At 71.0% G+C, this 20743-nt stretch carries 23 protein-coding genes, 3 tRNA genes and 1 pseudogene; 23 read left to right on the top strand and 4 right to left on the bottom strand.

Annotated elements, in window-relative coordinates; genetic code table 11:
• Positions 1-22: 22 nt before the first annotated feature.
• Positions 23-322: a YtxH domain-containing protein gene (locus DY218_RS21185; RefSeq protein WP_128557682.1), complete on the bottom strand. Its 300-nt coding sequence runs from the start codon at positions 320-322 to the stop codon at positions 23-25.
• Positions 323-470: 148 nt separating this feature from the next.
• Between DY218_RS21185 and DY218_RS21180 the strand changes: the two genes are divergently transcribed.
• The 3 genes from DY218_RS21180 (at position 471) to DY218_RS21170 (ending at position 895) form a co-directional block, all read left to right on the top strand.
• Positions 471-543, top strand: a tRNA-Asn gene (locus DY218_RS21180).
• A 5-nt stretch (positions 544-548) separates the two neighbouring features.
• A tRNA-Asn gene (locus DY218_RS21175) sits at positions 549-621 on the top strand.
• A gap of 200 nt (positions 622-821) precedes the next feature.
• A tRNA-Ile gene (locus DY218_RS21170) sits at positions 822-895 on the top strand.
• A gap of 48 nt (positions 896-943) precedes the next feature.
• Here the strand turns inward: DY218_RS21170 and DY218_RS21165 are convergent.
• Positions 944-1576, bottom strand: a complete 633-nt coding sequence (locus tag DY218_RS21165) for a TetR/AcrR family transcriptional regulator (RefSeq protein WP_128557681.1) — start codon at positions 1574-1576, stop codon at positions 944-946.
• Positions 1573-2133: a TetR/AcrR family transcriptional regulator gene (locus tag DY218_RS21160; protein WP_128557680.1), complete on the bottom strand. Its 561-nt coding sequence runs from the start codon at positions 2131-2133 to the stop codon at positions 1573-1575. The genes DY218_RS21165 and DY218_RS21160 overlap by 4 nt, the downstream gene beginning before the upstream one ends.
• 255 nt (positions 2134-2388) lie before the next feature.
• Here DY218_RS21160 and DY218_RS21155 point away from each other — a divergent pair, with 255 nt between their 5' ends.
• From DY218_RS21155 to DY218_RS21090, 14 genes are all read left to right on the top strand, one after another.
• Entirely contained in the window at positions 2389-2820 is a 432-nt protein-coding gene (locus tag DY218_RS21155) for a cupin domain-containing protein (RefSeq protein WP_128557679.1), read from the top strand.
• Positions 2817-3869: a methyltransferase gene (locus tag DY218_RS21150; protein WP_128557678.1), complete on the top strand. Its 1053-nt coding sequence runs from the start codon at positions 2817-2819 to the stop codon at positions 3867-3869. Before DY218_RS21155 ends, DY218_RS21150 begins: the two co-directional genes overlap by 4 nt.
• Before the next feature lie 9 nt (positions 3870-3878).
• A complete protein-coding gene (locus DY218_RS21145; protein ID WP_128557677.1) occupies positions 3879-4928 on the top strand; it encodes a class I SAM-dependent methyltransferase in 1050 nt (349 codons plus the stop codon).
• Positions 4929-4930: 2 nt separating this feature from the next.
• Positions 4931-6214 carry a beta-ketoacyl-[acyl-carrier-protein] synthase family protein gene (locus DY218_RS21140; RefSeq protein ID WP_233521763.1) on the top strand — a complete coding sequence of 428 codons (1284 nt, stop codon included), beginning with the start codon at positions 4931-4933 and terminating at the stop codon, positions 6212-6214.
• The gene (locus DY218_RS21135; RefSeq protein ID WP_128557676.1) at positions 6214-7455 is read left to right on the top strand and encodes a beta-ketoacyl-[acyl-carrier-protein] synthase family protein; all 1242 of its coding nucleotides are present in this window, start codon (positions 6214-6216) and stop codon (positions 7453-7455) included. The genes DY218_RS21140 and DY218_RS21135 overlap by 1 nt, the downstream gene beginning before the upstream one ends.
• Positions 7434-7937, top strand: a complete 504-nt coding sequence (gene acpS / locus DY218_RS21130) for a holo-ACP synthase (RefSeq protein ID WP_128557675.1) — start codon at positions 7434-7436, stop codon at positions 7935-7937. Before DY218_RS21135 ends, acpS begins: the two co-directional genes overlap by 22 nt.
• A gap of 51 nt (positions 7938-7988) precedes the next feature.
• Positions 7989-8276, top strand: coding sequence for a phosphopantetheine-binding protein (locus tag DY218_RS21125; protein WP_128557674.1), 288 nt, complete (start codon positions 7989-7991; stop codon positions 8274-8276).
• Positions 8277-8280: 4 nt separating this feature from the next.
• Entirely contained in the window at positions 8281-8739 is a 459-nt protein-coding gene (locus DY218_RS21120; RefSeq protein ID WP_128557673.1) for an SRPBCC family protein, read from the top strand.
• 16 nt (positions 8740-8755) lie between these two features.
• Positions 8756-9298 (top strand): methyltransferase family protein, encoded by a 543-nt coding sequence (locus DY218_RS21115; RefSeq protein ID WP_128557672.1) that lies wholly within the window; start codon positions 8756-8758, stop codon positions 9296-9298.
• Complete coding sequence (locus tag DY218_RS21110; protein WP_233521761.1) at positions 9295-10194, top strand: cyclase family protein; 900 nt, start codon at positions 9295-9297, stop codon at positions 10192-10194. Before DY218_RS21115 ends, DY218_RS21110 begins: the two co-directional genes overlap by 4 nt.
• Positions 10191-11474: an acyltransferase domain-containing protein gene (locus tag DY218_RS21105; RefSeq protein WP_128557671.1), complete on the top strand. Its 1284-nt coding sequence runs from the start codon at positions 10191-10193 to the stop codon at positions 11472-11474. Before DY218_RS21110 ends, DY218_RS21105 begins: the two co-directional genes overlap by 4 nt.
• 450 nt (positions 11475-11924) lie before the next feature.
• A complete protein-coding gene (locus DY218_RS21100) occupies positions 11925-12602 on the top strand; it encodes a LuxR C-terminal-related transcriptional regulator (RefSeq protein ID WP_128557670.1) in 678 nt (225 codons plus the stop codon).
• Between the two features lie 99 nt (positions 12603-12701).
• On the top strand, positions 12702-14231 hold the full coding sequence (locus DY218_RS21095; RefSeq protein ID WP_128557669.1) for an MFS transporter: 1530 nt from the start codon (positions 12702-12704) through the stop codon (positions 14229-14231).
• A 118-nt stretch (positions 14232-14349) separates the two neighbouring features.
• Entirely contained in the window at positions 14350-15552 is a 1203-nt protein-coding gene (locus tag DY218_RS21090; RefSeq protein ID WP_128557668.1) for an FAD-dependent oxidoreductase, read from the top strand.
• A 28-nt stretch (positions 15553-15580) separates the two neighbouring features.
• Here the strand turns inward: DY218_RS21090 and DY218_RS21085 are convergent, their stop codons facing one another.
• Positions 15581-16168: a TetR/AcrR family transcriptional regulator gene (locus tag DY218_RS21085; protein WP_233521759.1), complete on the bottom strand. Its 588-nt coding sequence runs from the start codon at positions 16166-16168 to the stop codon at positions 15581-15583.
• Between the two features lie 202 nt (positions 16169-16370).
• Here DY218_RS21085 and DY218_RS21080 point away from each other — a divergent pair, with 202 nt between their 5' ends.
• The 6 genes and pseudogenes from DY218_RS21080 to DY218_RS21060 all read left to right on the top strand — a co-directional run bounded on the left by DY218_RS21080 (position 16371) and on the right by DY218_RS21060 (position 20725).
• Entirely contained in the window at positions 16371-17354 is a 984-nt protein-coding gene (locus tag DY218_RS21080; protein WP_407703668.1) for an endonuclease/exonuclease/phosphatase family protein, read from the top strand.
• A gap of 126 nt (positions 17355-17480) precedes the next feature.
• Positions 17481-18005 carry a hypothetical protein gene (locus DY218_RS21075; RefSeq protein ID WP_128557667.1) on the top strand — a complete coding sequence of 175 codons (525 nt, stop codon included), beginning with the start codon at positions 17481-17483 and terminating at the stop codon, positions 18003-18005.
• 2 nt (positions 18006-18007) lie between these two features.
• The gene (locus DY218_RS21070; RefSeq protein ID WP_128557666.1) at positions 18008-18550 is read left to right on the top strand and encodes a hypothetical protein; all 543 of its coding nucleotides are present in this window, start codon (positions 18008-18010) and stop codon (positions 18548-18550) included.
• Between the two features lie 66 nt (positions 18551-18616).
• A pseudogene (locus tag DY218_RS35735) lies at positions 18617-19246 on the top strand (LmeA family phospholipid-binding protein); the annotation flags it as partial.
• 139 nt (positions 19247-19385) lie between these two features.
• Positions 19386-19682, top strand: a complete 297-nt coding sequence (locus DY218_RS35315) for a hypothetical protein (protein ID WP_233521764.1) — start codon at positions 19386-19388, stop codon at positions 19680-19682.
• A gap of 164 nt (positions 19683-19846) precedes the next feature.
• Complete coding sequence (locus DY218_RS21060; protein ID WP_199566815.1) at positions 19847-20725, top strand: alpha/beta fold hydrolase; 879 nt, start codon at positions 19847-19849, stop codon at positions 20723-20725.
• Positions 20726-20743 lie beyond the last annotated feature (18 nt).

Genomic DNA, 20743 nt, shown 5'->3' with positions numbered 1-20743 from the left:
CGGTGCCCCGGCCCTTCCCGGCTCAGGTGTTGCTGGTGCCCCAGTCGTCCTCGCCGTCCCGGGACTTCTCGCGCAGCGAACGGACCCGCTCCGCGACCGAGTCCGGCACCCGGTCCCCGACCTTGTCGCTCACCGTCGAGTACGCCTTGCCCGCGAACTGCCGCCCGCCCTGTGCCGCGGACTCGGCCGCATTGCGCACGGCCGGATTCTGCGCGAACTGGCGGGCCGACTTCCGCAACTGCTCGTAGCGCTCGCGCCCGGCCCGCGTGCCGATCACATAGCCGAGGGCCAGTCCGGCGATGAACGTGAGCTTGTAGCGCATGGCTGCCACCCTTCCCAGACGTCAGGTGCAGGGCGCCTACCCATACCGATTGGCGGAGCACCCCCCTGCTTGCGCTAATGTATGTGTCGCAGCGAGCGCACGCTGCCTGAGGAAGCCCCAGGTAGGTACGTTCGGTGCAACGAGGCATTCCCCTGTAGCTCAATTGGCAGAGCAGCCGGCTGTTAACCGGCAGGTTACTGGTTCGAGTCCAGTCGGGGGAGCTCGGTCTCCTGTAGCTCAATTGGCAGAGCAGCCGGCTGTTAACCGGCAGGTTACTGGTTCGAGTCCAGTCGGGAGAGCAGCGATGAGGACCCCTCCGGGGGTCCTTTTTCATGTCCGCCGCGGATGCTCTCGACACCGGTTCGCGGTCGAGTGGAACCACGCAGGCAGCAGCGCAGTCCTCATGGTCGTGCAGAGCCGACCATCCGACGCGAGAGATCGAATGAGCGGCTATGCTGCGGCAGACGGCGCGTACATGTGTACGCGACACGCCGCTAGAGGGGCGGTAGCTCAGCCGGTTAGAGCAGCGGACTCATAATCCGTCGGCCGTGGGTTCGAGTCCCACCCGCCCCACTCAGCGACCCCAGGCAGAATCGTTCTGGCCTGGGGGCACTTGTGTGGTCAGGGGTCCGGTGAGCGGCCGGAGGGTGCGTCGGTGGTGAGGTAGCGCTGGATCGCGGGGGCGGTGAGGCGTACCAGGGTCTCGGTGTCCACCGAGGCGAGCGGTTCGACCTTGACGATGTATCGCACCATGATCAGGCCGATGAGCTGGGAGCCGACCATGGTCGCCCGGACCGGTGCGTGGTCCGCGGGCACCGAGCCCACCAGGAGGCCGAGCACCTCATCGGTGATGAACTCGCTGAGCTGGGCGGCCGCCACCTCGTTCGAGACGGCGGACCGGATGATCGCCAGCATCGGCCGGCGCTGCTCGGGCGACTCCCAGCGTGTGAGGAAGCGCCGCAGCATGCGCTCGGCGAGCCCGTCGGGATCTCCGTGCAGTACGGCGGGGGCGAGTTCGGCGGGGCGCAGCGCGTCGCTGACCGCGGCCGCGAACACTCCGCGCTTGGAACCGAAGAAGTAGTGGACGAGCGCCGCGTCGACGTCTGCGCGACGCGCGATCTCGCGGACCGTGGAGCCCTCGTAGCCGCGGGCGGCGAAGACCGACTGGGCCGCGCGCAGGATGTCCTCGCGGGAGCGGGCCGGTCCCGGGCGGCGGCCCGGGCGGCGCGTGGTGCTCTCCGGGCGCGGCGTCACTGCGGGGGATCCCCGAGCGGCGGCGGGTCCGCCAGCAACAGGTCCAGATAGGCGCCGAGGTCGGCCGCGAGCCGGGGTGCGCGGGCCTCGGTGTCCGCGGTGCCGGCCTGGGCGAGCAGGCCGAGGCCGAGCACCACGCTGACGGCCAGTGCCGTGCGGCGTCGGCCGGCGCGGGACTCGCTGCCGCCGACTCCGCCCAGCACACCGGTGAGCAGCGAGCGCATCGTCACTCCGTATCTCTCCTCGGTCAGTGCGGAGGCGAACAGGGCCCGGCGCAGGGGCGGTTCGCCCCGCCACTCGTGCAGCAGGGCCGCGGCCACCGGCCGTCCTGCTCCGGACGCACGGTCGTGGAGCGGGGCCGGTAACGGCTCGCAGCGCTGCTGCAGGGCCTCGGCGCACAGGGAGTCCTTGTCGCCGAAGTAATGGGCGAGCAGCCGGGAATCCACGCCGGCCCGGCGCGCCACCGACCTCAGGGAGCAGCCGGGGTAGCCGCGTTCGGCGAGTTCGTACACCGCCGCTCTGAGAATGCGTTCCCGGGACGTACGAATGGCGACCACCTCCGGTTGTGAATTTCATTCGGCGTTGAGTTCGCCACTTTAATCCGTGCCTGGACGGCCGCCAGGGAGTAATCGGCCAACTGGAATTCGACTGGGCGGGTGTCCCGAATCCCTGGGCTTTTGACCTCGATCGGACTGGGGTCAAGTCACGGCTTGGACGGGAGAGTTGCCCATGGTGGTGGGGGCGGGGGGCGGCTTAGTTTTGTTTTCGCCACCGGCGGATCGACCCCCGTCGAACCGAGGAAGGAAGTACGCATGAAGAGGGTGCACCGTACGGACGTGAAGGCCGAGGTAGTACGAGAGCCGGGAGCGAAAGAGGCTCTGCACAGGAAACTCATCGATACGCCCGACGGGGCGGACCGATTCGTGCTCACAGAATTCGAATTGGCACCCAACGGCTCCACTCCGCCGCATTACCACGAGTGGGAGCACGAGATCTATGTGATCGAGGGCGCCATGGGCCTGGTGATGCCGGAGCAGGGCAGGACGGAGCAGGTCGGGCCCGGTGACGCGGTCTTCATCCCGCGCAACGAACCGCACGGCTTCGTGACGAGCCCCGACCAGACCTGCCGTTTCCTGGTGGTCGCGCCGTGCGAGCGGCCCCCGGTGCGCAACTTCTTCCTCTCCGAGGACCCGTACGAATACACGAGGCTCCCCGAGTACGCCGCGGCACAGGAGGCGAAGTGACCACCACCGCGACCGCCGCGTCGACCGCCACCCGGACAGCCGCCGAGGTGCGCGACTCCTCCCGGGTGCACACCATCCTGACCGCCTATCTGCAGTCCAAGGCCGTCTTCACCGCTCTGGAACTCGGCGCCTTCGAGGCGCTGGAGAAGCAGGGGAGCACGATCGGCGAGCTGGCCGATGAACTCGGCCTCGAACACCGGCCCACCCGCGCGCTGCTCGTCGCGCTCACCGGCCTGGACCTGGTGCGCCGCGACGGCGACTCGTACCGGAACACCGAGGAGGCCTCGCGCTTCCTGGTGCAGGGCGCCCCCGAGTACATGGGCGGCTTCGCCGAGCACCAGAACAAGCACTTCGGCCACTTCGACGCCCTCGACGAGGCGGTACGCAGCAACGCATCGCTCAACCAGCGGGTACTCAAGGACGGTTACCGGGACCAGGGCGCGGCGGCCGGCGAGGGCCGGGAGGGCACCGGCCGGCTGATCCAGGCGATGCGGGTCAGCTCGCGGCTGCAGGCCGGCCGGCTCGCACAGTCCGCGCCGCTGGCCGGCGTCGATCATGTCGTCGACCTCGGCTGCGGATCGGGCGACTACTCCATCGCGCTCGCCCAGCACCACCCCGACCTCGCGGTGACCTCGCTCGACTACCCGGCCGTCTGCGAACTGGTGCGGGTCAACGTCCAGGAGGCGGGCGTCGCCGAGCAGGTGACCGTACAGCCGGCGGACATCATGCAGGACCCCTGGCCGAGCACCTCGACGGTGCTCCTCTCGCACGTCCTCGACGGCTACGGCCCGGAGCGCGCGGCGGCCCTCATCCAGCGGGTGTACGACCATCTCCCCGAGGGCGGGCGGCTGTTGGTGCATGCGCACATGCCGTCGCTCGCGACCGGACTCTTCCCGTACATGTTCGGGCTGATCCTGCTCGTCAACACCGAGGAGGGCGAGGTGCGGGACAGCGAGGACATCGTCGGCTGGGTGCGGCAGGCCGGATTCCGTGAGGTGGAGACCAGCAATGTCTCGCTCCTCTCCGGTCTCGTCGTCGCCACGAAGTAGGGGCCGAGGGTGACCAGTGCAACGACGCCGGCCGGCACGGGCGCGGAGACCACGTCCGCACCTGCGGGTCCCGGCCCGCTGCTCGCGCTGAACTTCGGTTTCGCGCGGGCCCGAGTCCTCGGTACGGCACTGGAGTTGGGTGTCTTCGACGCGCTGGCCGTGGAACCGCGGCCGTCCGTGGAGCTGGCCCGTGAGCTGGGCTGTGACGCCGACGCTCTCGCCCGGCTCCTCGACGCGACGGCCGAACTCGGCCTCACCCGGGGCGACGACCTGGCCGGCCGGCGGCTCACGCCGGTGGCCGCGGAGTACCTCGTCCGGGCGCGGCCCGATCACCTCGGGGACCACTTCGCGGACGTCCTGCACGATCAGTGGGACCGGTGGGCGGCACTCACCCGCACGGTACGGACGGGCGATCGGGGCGGCGGCGCGGGTGCGCCCGGCGAACGCGGCCGTACACCCGGCCTGTTCGCCGCCCAGTATCCGCTCGCCGCGCCGGTCGCGGCCGAAGTGGTCGCCGCTCTGGGCGTACGGGCGTGGGGTGTTGCTCCGCACCGGGTGCTCGACTACGCGGCCGGCGGCGGCGAGTGGGGCATCGCCCTCGCACGGGTCGATGCGTCCGTCGAGGTCACGGCGCACGATGTGCCCGAGGTCCTGGAGCTCACCCGGGAGCACGTACGGCAGGCGGGAGTCGGGGCGCGGTTCTCCTTCGTACCCGGATCCTTCGCCCCGGGATCCGTCGTACCGGACCGCTGGGACACCGTCGTCCTGGCCGGAGTCGGACGCTTCGCCGGTGCGCGGGAGACCGGCCGGCTCCTCGCGGAATGCGCCGGACTCCTGCGGCCGGGCGGCACCCTGCTGCTCGCCGACGTCATGCGGCCGGCGCCGGGCACGCCGGCCGGCGCCCGACCGATGCTCGATCTCAGTCTGCTCGTGAACACCCGGCACGGTGAGCTCGCGGACCCGGCGGACCTCCGTACCGAAATGGCGAAGCACGGCATCACGCCCAAGGAAACCGTCACACGGGGGCTCATCACGGCCCTGACAGGTGAGAGGCGCTAGTCATGAGAGAAGTGGTGGTCACCGGACTCGGCGTGGTCAGCCCGGCCGGTACCGGAAAAGAAGTTCTGTGGGACGTCGTCTCCTCGGGGACGAGCGTGACGAAATCACTGTCCGACATCAAGAGTTCGGAGCTTTTCGGGGACTTCGCATTCTCCTCCGACGCAGTGGCCGAGGTCCCCGATTTCGAGCAGCACAGTGCGGGTCTGCCGCCCGAGGTGCAACGCCTCGACCGTTATGCACAGTTCGCCGTGGCGGCGACCCTGCAGGCGATGTCCGACGCGGGACTCCGGACGGGATCGTACGAGCCCGCGCGGACCGGGCTTTCCCTTTCGACGGCCATTTGTGGAACACCCCTGATGGAAGAGGAGTTCCTCCGGGTCACCGACCGGGGGCGCAAACCCATCGACCCGGCCGAAGCGGGGCGGGGCCTGTATCTCGCGTCCATGTCCAACACCCCGGGAGTGGTCCTCTCGGCCCTGCTCGGGGCCCAGGGCCCCTGCGTCACCCTCTCCACCGGCTGCATCGGCGGAATCGACGCCGTGGGCAACGCCTTCGACGCGATCCGCGACGGCGAGGCGGACGTGATGATCGCGGGCGCGAGCGAGGCGCCGATCACTCCGGTGACCGTGGCGTCGTTCGAGATCATCAACTGCCTCTCCCGTGACTACCCGGACAGCCCGGAGACCGCCTCGAGGCCGTACGACGCGGGGCGCAACGGCTTCGTGCTCGGTGAGGCCTGCGGCATCGTCGTCCTGGAGGAGAAGGAGCACGCACTGCGCAGGGGCGCCACTCCGTACATGGAGATCACCGGCTTCTCGCACACCTCCAACGCGGTGCACATGACCGATCTCCTCTCCGACGGCGCCGACCTGACCCGGGCCATGACCCAGGCGATGGACGACGCCGGAGTGCGGCCGGCGGACATCGACCACGTCAGCTCGCACGGCAGCTCGACCGCGCAGAACGACACCTGTGAGACCAGTGCGCTGAAGCTCGCACTCGGCGAACGGGCCCGGGAGATACCGGTGAACTCCGCCAAGTCGATGCTCGGGCATGCGCTCTCGGCGGCCAGTGCGGTGGAGATCGTGCTCTGCGCCCTCGCCTACCGGCACGGACATGTGCATCCGACCGCCAACTACCGTACGCCCGACCCGACGTGTGACCTGGACTACGTCCCGGGCGAGGGACGCGAGTGGCACGGCGACGCCGTCCTCAAGGACGCCAGCGGCTTCGCCGGACTGCATGCGGCCATGGTCACCCGCCGCTGCGCGCAGGAGGCGGTGTGATGAGCGGGATCGTGATCACCGGCATCGGTGCCCGTACGCCGGCGGGCGAAGGACTCGACGCCCTCTGGGACAGCGCACGCGAGGGGATGCACCGGATCGCCCCCATCGACCGGTTCGACGCCCAGGACTACGCCTGCCCCGCAGCGGGACAGGTGGACTTCGACGCCCTCGACCATCTGCCGTCGCGCTTCGTGAAACGCACCGACCGCTTCACCCACCTCGCCGTCGACGCGACCCGCCGGGCCCTGGCCGATGCGGGAGTCACCATCGGCACGGACGTCGCACCGGAACGCACCGGCGTCATGGTCGGAAACGTGCTGGGCGGCTGGGAGTTCGCGGAACGCGAGCTGCGGGCGCTGTGGACCGACGGGCCGCGCGCGGTCAGCCCGTACCAGGCGACGGCATGGTTCCCGGCGGCTCCGCAGGGCAACATCTGCATCGACCAGGGCATCAAAGGACCCGCCCGCACCTTCGTCGCCGACCGGGCCAGTGGCGCGTACGCCCTGATCGGTGCGGCCGAGCTGCTGCAGCGCCGAGGCGCCGATCTGGTGATCGCCGGCGGTGTGGAGGCACCCCTGTCCCCGTACGGCTGGCTCTGCCTGGAGACCAGCGGGCTCGGCGCCAAGTCCGGGGCAGGGGCCGCGGCGCACGAGCTGTACCGGCCCTTCGACGCCGCCCACGGCGGCAGTGTCTTCGCCGAGGGCGCGGTGTTCCTGATCATGGAGCGCCGGGAGACCGCCGAGGCGCGCGGTGCCGCCGTCCTCGGCGAGCTGGCCGGCTGGGGCGTCAGCAGCGACGGCTACATGCCGTACTACACGGTGGAGCCGACGGGCCAGGTCCTCGCCCGGGCGATGAGCGCCGCGGTGGCACGGGCCGGGATCACCGGAGACGAGCTGGGTGCCGTCTTCGCGCACGGTTCGGCCGTCCCCTTCGAGGACGTGACCGAGGGCTATGCGCTCGCGGAGGCCTTCGGCACGACCACCGACGCTCTTCCGGTCACCGCGCCCAAGGCGGGATTCGGCCACCTCCTCGGCGCCGCGGCTCCGGCCGATGCGGTACTCGCACTCGCCGCCATGCGGGCGGGTCTGGTCCCGCCGACCCCCGGCCTGACGAGGCCGGCTCCGGGCATCGACCTGGACCTGGTGCGCGGCACGGCCCGCGAGGTCGTCGACTGGCAGCACACCCTCGTGGTGTCCCGGGGCCTCGGAGGTGTCAACGCATGTCTGCTGCTGCGGAGTTGACCGAGTCCTTGGCGGCCGGGATCACCCGGCGCATCGCCGATCTCGGCGCGGCGGGCAGCGCCTTCGACGGCTACCTCGGTGAGCCGGCCGCCGCCGACCCGGCCGTGGTGTTCGCCGTGGGGGTGGATGTCGTCGCGGTCGAGCGGATCGAGGCGATGGTGCAGCGGCAGGGCGAGCGGCTGCTCGCCCGGCTGCTCACGCCCACCGAGCGGACCTGGTGCGCCGGCCGCTCCGGTGCGCACCGGGCCCGTTACGTCGCCGGTCGGGTGGCTGCCAAGGAGGCCGTACGCAAGACGTTCGGCGGGCAGGGCAGCGGAGTCGGCTGGCGCGAGGTGGAGATCCGCCGCGGCGCCGCGGGCGAGCCGCTGCCCGTGCTCAGCGGGCGTGCCGACGAGGCCTTCCGGCTGGCCGGTCTGCGCCGGCTGCACCTGAGTATCAGTCACGACGCCGGCGTGGCGGTCGCGGTCGCGCTGGCCGGTTAGCGCCATCCCGGAAGGCGGTCGGCGCCATCCAGGAAAGAGAGAGGAACGGTCATGCACAGTGAGCCCGAAACCCTCCAGCAGGTGGTGGAGGTCATGCAGCAACTCGGTTTTGGCGAGAGCGATTTGACGGAGCTGACGGAGGAGACCCGGATCGCGGAGGACCTGGGCATCGACTCCACCGAGCTGGTGGAGATCGTGGTGGCGCTCGAGCGGCGCTTCTCGATCTCCATCGACGCCGACGCCGAGGACGCCGTGGTGACCTTCGGCGACCTCGTCGACCGCGTCGTCCGACTGCGCCACGACGCCACCCGAGCCGTCGCAGCCGCCGTGAAGGGATGAGCGGATGCCCAGGATCGAGAACAGCATCGTCATCGCGGCGGACCCGCAGCAGGTCTTCGCGATCACCAATGACATCGCCCGCTGGAGCGAGATCTTCAAGGAGTACCACGGGGCGAAAGTCATCTCTCAGGAACGCGACGGCCGTTGGTCGGAGATCACCTTCGAGCTGACCGACGCCGAGGGCAACAGCTGGCAGTCCTGGCGGATGCTCGACCACCGCGATCTGGTGGCCGTCGCCGAACGCCGTTCGCCCCTCCACCCGTTCGCCTTCATGCATCTGCGCTGGACGTACGGAGCGGAGCCCGGCGGAGGTACCCGTATGACCTGGATCCAGGACTTCGAGCTGGACGAGGCCTTCGAGGTGCCGCTGCCCACCGTCCTCGAGCGGATGCAGCGGCACACCGAGGAGAACCAGAACCTCATCAGGGAGAAGATCGAATCCGGCGCGGTGGCCGCCGCCTGACGGGAGGCGGACCCCGATGCGCGTCTCCCCGAGGCAGCGGACCGGCGCCCGCACCCTGCGCGCCGGTCCGCTGGCCGTCCCGTTCGTGGTCGCCGGCGTCGTACCCACCGTCCTCGGCCCGACCCTGGCCGGGCCCGCACTCGATCCGGCCGTACGGATCCCCGTCGGCCTGCTCCTCGCGCTGGTCGGCGCCTGGTCGACGGCGGACGCCGTGGACCGGGTCTATCTGCGGCAGAACACCCCGCTCGGCGACCGGCCACCGGACCATCTGGTGACCGGCGGCTCGTACCGCATCCTGCGCAATCCGATGGCCGCGGGGATGACCCTGCTGCTGCTCGGCGAGAGTCTGCTCTGGTCCGCCGCGAGCATCGCCGGGTGGGCCGCCGTCGTGCTCACCGTGTCGTACGTGACGGCGCGGCGTATCGAGGAGCCCGGTCTGCTGCGGACGTTCGGCGCCGCATACACCGACTACCGGCGGGCCGTACCGGCCTGGTTTCCGCTCCCGCGGCGCACGCGGGAACTCCGCGCCCCCTCCAGGAGGAACGAGGCACCACGATGACATCTGCCCCGACACCGACCGCCCACGACGGCCGACAGGCCGACGGCCGTGCCGTGTTCACCGATCTGAGCATCCCCGTCGGCCGGCGTGCACCGGGAGTCGAGTTCGAGCAGTGGCTGCACCACGACGGCATCGGCCATCTGTCCCGGCGCATCCGCGCATTGCCCGGCGACTCCGGGAAGGACCGCATCCGCAACTACTGGCGGTGGCTGACCGGGAGCCGGCGGCTGCGCCCGCAGGACGTGCCGGACGGCTGCTTCCTGTCGAACGAGTTCTATCGGATGTCCGTCCACCAGGGCACTCATGTGGATGCGCCGTTCCACTACGGCCCGCAGTGCGAGGGGCGGCCGGCGCGGAAGGTCATGGATCTTCCGCTCGACTGGTTCAGCGGGCCCGGTCTCGTACTGGACGTGCGCGACCGCGAGGGCCGGGTCACCGCACACGACGTCAAGGAGGAGCTGGACCGGCTCGGCGCCGAGCCGGGACCCGGGACCGTGGTGCTGTTCCGTACCGACTCCGATCGGCGTCTGGGGACCGTCGAATACCACACGCGCTCCACGGCGATCACGCCCGAAGCGGTGGATCTGCTGCTCGACTTCGGCGTCAAGGTGCTCGGGACGGACTGCTGGAGCTTCGACGGGCCCGCCCGGGAGATGGTCGAGCAGTTCTACCGCAGCAAGGACCCGTCCGCCCTGTGGCCGACCCATATGCACGGCAGGCGGCGGGAGTTCATCCAGATCGAGGGGCTCGCGTCGCTGCGGCGGATACCGCCCGGTCCGTTCACGTTCATGGCCTTCCCCATCGCGCTTGCGGACGCCGGGGCCGCCTGGTGCCGCGCGGTCGCCCGCAGCGAGCAGGCGCAGGAGCCGGCCGAACGGCGGGCGGTGGCGGGATGAACTCCCCGGACGGCAAACGGCTGTTGACCCTCGCCGCTCCGGACGAGGGCGCACTCGAGCGCCTTGCCGCGGACACCGTGCGGCTGCTGCGGCAGCTCGACCCGGAGCACCCGGCCGAGCTGTGCGCGGCCGAGCTGTCCGTCGCCGAGCCGGCCGCCGTCACCGGTGCGGCCGGCTCGCACCGCCTTGCGGTGGCGGGCCGCAGCGCCGCGGAGCTGTCCGGCCGGCTCGCGGCGCATCTCGCGGGCGAGCGGCTGCGCGAGGTGTTCGCGGGTGTCGTGCCGCAGGACCGCGTCCCCCGTACGGCCTTTCTGTGCAGCGGCCAGGGAGGGCAGTTCGCCGCGATGGGGTGGGCCCTGCACCGGTCGGACCGGGCGTACCGACGGGCCTTCGACCGCTGTGCCGAGATCGCGGACCCCTACGTCGATGTACCGCTCGGCCGGCTCGTCGACCCGGCGGAGGGCCACGGTCCGGCCGCGCTGCACCGGCTGCCGAACGCTGCACTGGCCACCTTCGCGGTCGGCTACGCGCTCGCCGAGCTGTGGCGTGAGCGAGGGGTCGAGCCGGATCTGGTCCTCGGCTTCACCTCGGGCGAGTATCTGGCGGCGTGCCTCGCGGGTGCGCTCACGCTCCAGGACGCGCTCGCTCTGCTGGCCACCGAGACGAGCCTCGCCGCCCGGGTGGCGCACGGTGCCATGGCGGTGGTGGGCGCGGACGAGACCCGTATCGCGCACTTCCTGGCGGAGAATGCCGAGTACGGGGAGGTGGGCATCTCCGCAGTGATCTCGCCCGGCGAAGTCTCACTGTCCGGCGACGCCCGCCAACTGGCGGCGCTCACCGCGAAGTTGGAGGCGCAGGGAGTCAGGACCTCCGCGCTGCCCGTGCCCCACGGCCTGCACTCGCCCCTGCAGGAGCCCTTTCTCGACGAGCTGCGGGCGAAGGCCGCCCACACCCGGGTGTCCCGGCCGCGGGTGCCGCTGATCTCCACCGTCACGGGCAAGCAGGCGGACGCGGCGACGCTCGCCGACCCCGGCCACTGGGCCGCCCATATGCGCGGCCCCGCACGCTTCTTGGACGCCGCCCGCACCCTCGACGCGCTGGGCGCGACCGTCTGCCTGGAGGTGGGCCCCGGCCGGGCGCTCACCGGACTCGGAGCGCGCTGCCTGCCGGGCGGCCGGCAGTCCTGGGTGGCTTCGCTCGGCCGCAGCGTCCAGGGCACGGAGGCCGTACTGCGGGCGCAGGGCCGACTGTTCGCCTCGGGCGTGCCCCGCAGGCGCTGAGCGCACACCCCGCGGCGGGTGCATCCGGGCAGCGGCCCGGGTGTGCCCGCCGCCTGCGTGTTCGGCTCGGTGAATTTATGCACCGCGAGTATCCGGCGCGATGGACAATGAATTCCGGCCAGCCCGAATCGCGCCGAAAAGGGAAAGCGGAATATTTCGCTCCCGATAATGTCTCCTTTCGTCGAGAAAAATGCCGGACGCGGCTGTCCCGAAAGTGAGACGTCCTGTTCTCGCGGTGTTTCCCGAATCGTCGATCCGCGCTCGGCGGCGGGCATCCGGAAGGGTGTCGGCAATTTCACGCGGAGGCGACAGGCGGCGTACGGGAGGCGTATGGTCTGTCGTTGGCGACTTATTCATCGGGGAGAGAGCCTCCTGCCGCGGCGGAGGAGAGCATGCCCATCCAGACGCCAGTCACGGAAATCAGTTGCCTACGCGACCAGGGGAACGCCGATGTCAGCAGTGAAAGTCCTGTTGGTGGACGACGAACAACTCGTACTCGATGGTATGTGCAGCCTCCTGGAGGGATTTCAGGAGTTCGAAGTCGTTTCCGCGGTGAGTGACGGAGAGGCCGCCCTCAGGTGTCTGCGGGTCGATCATCCGCATCTGGTGGTGACGGGACTCGGAGGCGCCGGCATGGGCATCGCGAACGCGGTGCGGGCGATCCGCAGGGGCTCCCCGCATGTGCGGATCGTGGTGGTGACCTCCCGTCAGCAGGCCGTCTTCGTGCGCGAGGCGTTCCTGGCCGGCGCCAGTGCGTATCTGTCGCGCCGGATCAGCCGGGAGGAGCTCCGCCAGACGCTGCTCACCGTGCACCGGGAGGGTGCCGCGCTCTCGGGCGAAACGGCGGGCCTGGTCCTGCAGTTCGCCTCCGAGGCCCGGCTCGGCGGAGACGGCTCACCGCTCGCCGGACTCACGGGCCGTGAGCGTCAGGTGCTGTCCCTGGTCGCCGACGACCACGACACGGGACGCATCGCCTCGCAGATGGGGATCAGCCCGAAGACGGTGCGCAACTACCTGAGCAGGATCTACGCCAAGCTCGGCACCTCCAATCTCGTCCAGACCGCGCTCTACGCCAAGGGCTCACTCGGCAGCCCGGTGCGCCTCGAGGGCTTGTCCCTGGAGACCTGAGCTCCGCGGCCGTCCGGATCTCCTTGCAGGCTTGCACGGGATTTCGATACGGTGTGCGTAGCGTATCGAAATTACGGCATGCGATCAGAGGAGCAGTCCATGCGCACGAACCGCTGGTGGACACTGACGCTGGTGTGTGTGGGCAGCTTCATGCTGCTGCTCGACGTGACGATCGTGAACATCGCACTCCCGGAGATCGAGCAGGACCTCGACGCCTCGCTCACGGACCTGCAGTGGGTGGTCGCCGCGTACGCGGTGGCGCTGTCCGCGGGGCTGCTCACCGCCGGCTCGCTGGCCGACCGCTTCGGCAGGCGACTGCTGTTCGCCGTGGGGATGGGGGTGTTCACCGGGGCGTCGCTGCTGTGCGGTGTCGCCGGCGACGCCCTCGTCCTCAACGCCGGCCGGGTCGTCCAGGGCCTGGGCGCCGCGGCGCTGCTCGCGACCTCGCTCGCGCTGCTCGCCGCCGCGTACCCGGCGGGCAAGGAGCGCCACGTGGCGCTCGCCGTGTGGGGCGCGGTCAGCGGCGCGGCCCTGGCGGTCGGCCCGCTCGCGGGCGGCGTCCTCGTGGAGGGTTTCGGCTGGCGCTGGATCTTCCTGGTCAATCTGCCGATCGGCATCCTCGCGCTGCTCGGCACACTCCACTACGTCGAGGAGTCCCGTGCGCCCGTCGTCGGGCCGATCGACTGGCCCGGGTTCCTGACCCTGAGCACCGCACTCGGCGCGCTGTCCTTCGCGCTGCTCCGGGGGAACGAGGCGGGCTGGCTCAGCACCGAGGTGGTGTCGGGCTTCGTGGCCGCCGCGGTCGCGCTCGCCCTGTTCGCCGTGGTCGAACGGACCCGCGCCCATCCGGTGCTGCCCGCCGGAGTCTTCGGCCGGGTGACCACGGGGGCGAGCGTGGGTGTCCTCGCGATGAGCTCCACGGCCTTCGCGCTGCTGCTCTATCTCACGCTCTACCTCCAGACCGTGCTGCGGCTCGAGCCACTGGAGGCCGGGCTCCGGCTGCTGCCGCTCACGCTGTCCATCTTCGTCTCCTCCGCCCTCGCGGCCCGGCTCGGCTCGGTGCTGCCGGTGCGCTGGCTGGTGTCCGCCGGGCTCGTCTGCATCGGCTGCGGGCTGCTCCTGATGGGCGGCCTCGACCCCGCGGACGACTGGACGGCGCTGCTCGCGGGGCAGTTGGTGACGGGACTCGGGGTCGGTCTGGTCAATCCCAATGTGGTGGCCGCCGCACTCAGCGCCGTGGAGCCCGAGCAGTCCGGCATGGCATCCGGCCTGAACAACACCTTCCGGTCACTCGGCATCGCACTCGGTGTGGCCGTGATGGGCGCGGTCTTCAGCAACCGCGTCGAGGACTCGGTCGGTGGCGACCTCGCCGGCACCGCCCTCGCCGGCCGGTCCGAGGACCTGGCGCACGCCGTCTCCTCGGGCGGCGTGGGAGCGGTGATGGACGAACTGGCGCCCGCGGAGCGGGGGGTGTTCGCGGAAGCGGCCCGGAGCGGCTTCGTGCACGGCCTGAACTCGATCCTCGTCTTCGCCGCCGTCGTCGCCTTCGTGGGCGCGATAGCCGTGGCGAGCCTGATCCGCAGCCACGGCGTCACCGCCGCCGACCGGGCCGCGGCCGTCGGCCACTGAGCCGGCAACTGCCCCGTACGCCCGTACGCCCGCCTCTCCGTCCCCTCGTCCCCTCGTCCCCTCGTCCCTTCGCCCCCGCACTCCCGTGCCCCAACTCCCCATCACCCAAGGAGACTTCATGCAAACTCAGCGCACAGGCTGCCTGGTGGTCGGTGGCGGCCCCGCCGGGATGATGGCGGGCCTGCTGCTCGCGCGGCAGGGGGTGGAGGTCGTCGTCGTGGAGAAACACGCCGACTTCCTGCGGGACTTCCGCGGTGACACGGTGCACCCCTCGACCCTGCGGGTGATCGACGAGCTCGGCTGGATCGACGAGTTCCTCGCGCTGCCGCACAGCAAGGTCGACACCATCACCGTCGAGACACCGGCCGGACGCACAGACTTCGCCGACTTCTCCCGACTGCGCGGCCCGCACCCGTACATCGCCTTCATGCCGCAGTGGGACGTACTGGACTTCCTGGCCGGCAAGGGCGCCACCTACCCGGGCTTCTCGCTGGTACGGCAGGCCGAGGCGGTCGAGCTGGTCCGCGGCGGCGGCCGGGTGCTCGGCGCACGGATCAAGACACCCGACGGGGAACTGGAGGTCCGCGCCGACCTGGTCATCGCCGCCGACGGCCGGCACTCCGCGATGCGCCGGTCGGCGGGGCTCAGGCCGGCGGCCGAACAGGCACCCATGGACGTGCTGTGGTTCCGGCTCAGCCGGCTGCCCGGTGAGGACCTGACCTTCCTGCACACCGGCGCCGGGTTCGTGCTGATCACCATCGACCGGGGCGAGTACTGGCAGGTCGCGTACGTGATCCCGCAGGGGGAGTACGAATCGGTGCGTACGACGGGCATCGAGCGGCTGCACGAGGACGTGATCGCCGTCAAGGACACCCTGGGGGACCGAATGCGCGCGGAGATCACCAGCTGGGAAGACGTGAAACTGCTCAGCGTGCGGGTGGACCGGCTGCGCCACTGGTACCGGCCCGGGCTGCTGTGCATCGGCGACGCCGCCCACGCCATGTCACCGGCCGGCGGAGTGGGCATCAACCTCGCGGTGCAGGACGCGGTGGCCGCCGCCCGGATGCTCGGTCCTGCGCTGCGGGCCGGACGCGTGCCCGACACCACGGACCTGCGCAAGGTGCAGCGGCGCAGGGAACTCCCGGTCAAGGCCGTCCAGTTCGCCCAGACCCGGATGCTGTCCGACCTCTATCCCAAGGACCGTGACACGACGGTCGAACGCCCGGCGGCGGCCAGGATCGTGCGCCGTTTTCCGTTCCTGTCGAAGTGGACCGCGCAGTTCATCGGCGTGGGCGTGCGCCCGGAGCATGTCTCCCGCTGACGCCCCTGCCACCGAGAATCCGCACGCCTCACCGGCAGATGGCCGGCCAGATCGAGTCGAGCGCGGTGTCCGCCCAGTCGGCGGGCACCGTGCCCTCGACCGCGAACCGGGCCAGGAACGAGCCCGCCAGCATATTCACCACCATGGGACAGTCGGCGTCCTCCCGGAGTTCACCGGCGACGACGCCTTCGCGCAGGGTGGTGAGCAGCACTTCGAAACGTGGAGCGAGTACGCCTTCACGGAAAGCCCGGGTGAATTCCGGGTCGTCGTCCCCCGGCAGGAGCGCACCCACCGCGCGCAGTCCGACGACCTCTTCGAGGCCGTACCGGAACTGCCCGAGCAGAAAGGCGATTCGCTCCCGCTGGGAAAGCCCCGGATCCGGCTCGGGCATACCTTCGACGAATGCGAGCGAAGCGAGCAGCAGCTCGTAACGATTGCGATAACGGCGATAGATGGTGGTCTTCGCCGAACCGGAATGCTGGGCGACCGCCTCCATGGTCACACCCTGCGGGCCGCGTTCACGCAGCAGACGAAGCGCGGCCTCCACGATCCCCCGCGACACCTCCGCACTTCGCGGCCGACCGGCCGATTCCTTGACGCCCCGCTCCGAACTCATTGGGGAATTCTAGAACGCGCGGCTGCATTCCGACCCGGTGGGGCGTCCGAAATGCCGCAAGCCGCTGCATGCGTACGCCCGGGCGCTCGACCGCCTGACCGCTTGACCGCTTGACCGCTCGACCCCTCGACCGCTTGACCGCTCGACCGCTCGGCCGGGTCGGCTAGGGTCTCTCGCCGGACAACAGGGGGGTTCAGTGGACCTGCGGGAGCGGCTTCGAGGGCTACGACCGGGCCCGGGAGGCGCGAAGGACGACCGGACCGCCCGGCGCCGCGGACGCCTGCTCGCCGTCCTCTCCGGCCTGACCGCCGTGCTGCTGGCCTTCCACCGCGCGGTGCCCAACTCCCCCGGGCGGCTGGGCAGTCTGATCGAGGCGTTCCTGCCGTGGTTCGGAATCGTCGTCCTGTTCCTCCTGGTCGGGGCGCTGCTACGGCGTTCCGCCCTGGCCCTCGTGGCCGTGCTGCTGCCGGTCGCCGCCTGGACGTATCTCTTCGGCGGACTGCTCCTGCCCGCCGGTGCGGCGGGCGCCGGCGATCTGGTCGTCGTGCAGCACAACGTCAGTGACGAGAACCCCGATCCGGCGGGCACGGCCCGCGCCCTCGTCGACGCCGAGCCCGATCTCATCGCCCTGCAGGAGCTGGTGCCGCCGGCCCTCGGGGTCTACGAGGAGACTCTCGCCGCGGACTACCCATACCACGTCGTCCGGGGCACGGTCGGGCTCTGGTCGAAGCACCCACTGACCGAGGCGCGCACCCTCGACATCAAGCCGCGGGACATCGAGGAGCCGTGGAGCCGAGCGCTCCGGGCCGTGGTGGACACACCACAGGGCGAGGTCGCGGCGTACGTCGTGCATCTGCCGTCGATCCGGATCGGCGCCGGCGGCCTCGCCTCGGCCCGGCGCGACGAGAGCGCGGAACTGCTCGGCAGGGCGCTGGCCCGCGAACGCGCCGGCACGGTCGTGCTGGCCGGCGACCTCAACGGCACGGTCGACGACCGCGGACTCGCCCCGCTCACCTCACGGTTGAACGTCGCGGAGCGCGGCTTCGCCCTCAGCTTCCCCGCGGCCCTCCCGCTGGCCCGGATCGACCAGGTCATGGCCGGTACTGCGACGGTCGCCGAGGTGCGCACCCTGTCCGCGACCGGCAGCGACCACCTGCCGATCGCCGCGCGGATCACCAGGCACTGACCGGTCACGCACTGTCCTTCGCGCACCACCCTGAGAGATGCGAGGTACCCGCGAGCGAACCGCGGTGGGACCGTGACGGATGCGCCACCATCGGGTGGCGGGATCTCACACGGGGGAGAGTGGATCATGGGGGACAAGCGACGTCTGACCGTACTGTGCGCGGGAGCGGCCCTGGTGGCAGGTGCCCTGGCCGGGACGGCCGCCCCGGCGCAGGCGTACAGCCCGGACCCGACCGCGCACAACTACTACCGGGACACCGGCAAGTGCCCGTGCAGCGGCGGCGATCTCGCCGACCCGTTCGACGGGACGTACTTCCAGAAGGACGCCGGTGGCACCGGCGTCAAGATGGAGCTCTACGACGGCAGTTGGTTCGTCGGCAAGGTGGAGTTCCACCCGTCGGGCGAGAAGCTCTGGATCTACGACACCAAGAACGACAGTGACACCTTCTACGTGCACGCGACCTACACGTACAAGGGCAAGAGCCACAATCTCGGGACCTTCGCCGCTCCGGGGACCTCGGCGGTCGTCGACAAGACCGTGAAGGACTTCGACATCCCCGAGGGCGCGTACGTGGACTTCACCGTCTACGACGGCAAGGGCCACAGCGACTTCATCGCCGCCGCGCGCGGCACCGGCGGGGCGGTGGCCTGACGATGCGACTCGGCCTGACGACGCGATTCCACCCGAAGGGCGCCCGCAGCCGCCGCGCGCCGCTGCTCCTTGCCGGTGCGGCCGTGACGACGGGCGCGCTGCTCGCCGGTGCCGCGCCCGCCCAGGCGTACAGCCCCAACCCGACACCCACCTCGCACACACGGGACACGGACAACTGCCCGTGCAGCCTGTCGGACCCGTTCGACGGCACGTACTTCCAGCACGACGCCGGCGGCAAGGCGCTCAAGGTGGAGCTGCGCGACGGCAGTTGGTTCATCGGGAAGGTCGAGTTCCACCCGCAGGGCGAGAAGCTCTGGGTCTACGACACCAAGAACGACAACGACACGATCTACGTCCGCCTGAGCTACCGGTACAAGGGCGTGACGAGCGGCCTCTACGGCCCGTACAAGGCGCCCGGCACGTCGAAGACCGTCGACCACACGGTCAAGGACTTCGACATTCCGGAAGGGGCGGACGTCCTCGTGTACTTCTACGATTCGCGTGACAGGTCCGACTACATCGGGTCCGGGCACGCGGTCGCGTAGGACGCCTCGGCGGGGTCCCCCGCGGGCGAGTTGGAGCGGCCCGGCCCGCTGTGATCGCATGGAGCGGTGAACGCAGACGTACCGCAGCCGGACGACACGGCAGAGATACCGACCGCCGCCGACGTTCCCGGACAGGGCCGCAGCGAGGACGACGACACCGTCCCCGCCGAGGGGAGAACGGACACCCCCGGCGGGGACGGCGTGCGTTCCGGGCGGCGGCGGGTGCGCAGAATCGTGAAGAGCGTCGCGGCGCTCGGCGTGCTCGTCGCGTTCCTCGCCGTCGGCGACCGCTGGGCGGTGCTCCACGCCGAGAACCTGGCGGCCGAGCAGGTGCGGGACGCGCTCGGGCTGCGGGCGGCGCCCGAGGTGCACATCGACAGCTTCCCGTTCGTCGCACAGCTCGCCACCGGCGACCTCGACCGGGTCGAGGTCAACATCCCCGACCTGGCCGCCGGCCCCGTCTCCCTCGCCCAGGTCAGGGCCACCGTGGACGACATCCGGATCGTGGGCAGCCTGCCGAGCTCGGTCGAGGGCGCGGACCTGGGCCGGGTACGGGGCGAGGTGTTCCTCGACTTCGACGATCTGACGCGCGAAGTCGGCGCGTCCCAGGTGAAGTTGACACCCGGCCGGGGCGAGAACACGGTACGGGCGCGCGGCAGGGTGCCGGTGGCCGGCACCCAGGTCGGCGTACGGGCGAACGCCCAGGTCCGCCGCACCGGCGACCGCGGCGTCGCACTCACCGTGGCGGACACCCGCCTCGTGGTGCCCGGCGTCCTGACGTACACCCCCGGCAAGGGCGGGGGACTGCAACTGGCCGGGCCCGCCACCCGAGAAGATGGACGAGGACGCGTTCGAGGAGACGACCGGGCAGCGCCTGGTCCCCGGCCGGAAGATGAAGGGCAGGGTGCTCGACACGCTGGTCGAGCACCCCGCACTCCTGGAACCCGCCGGCATCGATCCCTCCCTGGTGAAGGGCCTGCAGCAGACCCGGGAGCCGAAGGTCGCGGAGGCGATGGAGTTCTCGGCCGAACTGCCCGACGACATGCCGGGCGATCTGGGCCTGCGCCGGATCTCCGTGACGACGGACGGCGTCCGGGCGGAGCTTACGGGCACGGATGTGCCGGTGAGGTAGGGGCGCCTGAGCCCTGGGAGGCGCCCGAGGCCCCGGGGAAGGCAAATGGCCGGTATCCGAGCCGAGTTGGCCCGTCGCCCCGTTCCCCCGCCGCGGCCCGGCGGGAAACCATGGGCCCTACGGAGGAACCGACCGCTGCCGGTCGGGGGAGGGGAGAGGGCACGGTGCGTGATCATGTGCGGGCGCCGGACGGCCGAAGGCTGCGGGTCGACATCTCCGGAGATCCGGACGGACAGCCCGTGTTCCTGCTGCACGGCATGCCGGGCAGCCGCGTCGGGCCGCGACCGCGCCCGATGTTCCTCTACCAGCGCGGCACCCGCCTGATCAGCTACGACCGTCCGGGGTACGGCGGTTCGGACCGGATGGAGGGCCGGCGGGTCGCCGATGTGGTGCACGATGTGGCGGTCGTCGCCGACGCACTCGACCTCGACACCTTCGCCGTGGCCGGCCGGTCCGGCGGTGCCCCGCACGCCCTGGCCTGCGCCGCGCTGCTGCCGGACCGGGTGACCCGGGCCGCGGCCCTGGTCGGCCTCGCCCCGCGGGACGCGGCCGGCCTCGACTGGTTCGCGGGCATGGCGCCGTCCAATGTGGACGAGTTCCGCACCGCTTTCACCGACCCCGAGCGCTTCGTGGCCCGGCTCATCCCGCGCTCCGCCGAGATCCGCAACAACCCGGCCCGGCTGCTCGAGCAGCTGCGCGCCGAACTCACCGCCGACGACCGGCTGATCGTCTCCGACCTCGCGATCCGCTCCATGCTGCTGCGCAACTACCGTGAGGCGCTGCGCACTTCACCGTACGGCTGGGTCGACGACGCGCTGGCCCTGACCGGGCACTGGGGCTTCGACCCGGCCGACATCCGCGTGCCGGTCCTGCTGTGGCACGGGGCGCAGGACGTCTTCTCACCCGCCTCGCACTCCTCCTGGCTCGCCGACCGCATCCCGCGGGCCACGGCCGTGGTGGAGCCGGCCGCGGCCCACTTCGCCGCGCTGCGCGCCCTGCCGTCCATCCTGAGCTGGCTCCTCCCGAACCCGGGGAAGGCCTGACCTTCGGGAAGCCTCGAG

Origin of the sequence: Streptomyces triticagri (assembly GCF_003429565.1) — a bacterium.
GTDB classification, from domain to species: domain Bacteria; phylum Actinomycetota; class Actinomycetes; order Streptomycetales; family Streptomycetaceae; genus Streptomyces; species Streptomyces triticagri.
Note: the sequence above shows the minus strand (reverse complement) of the source record. Positions and strands in the feature narration are given on the sequence as shown.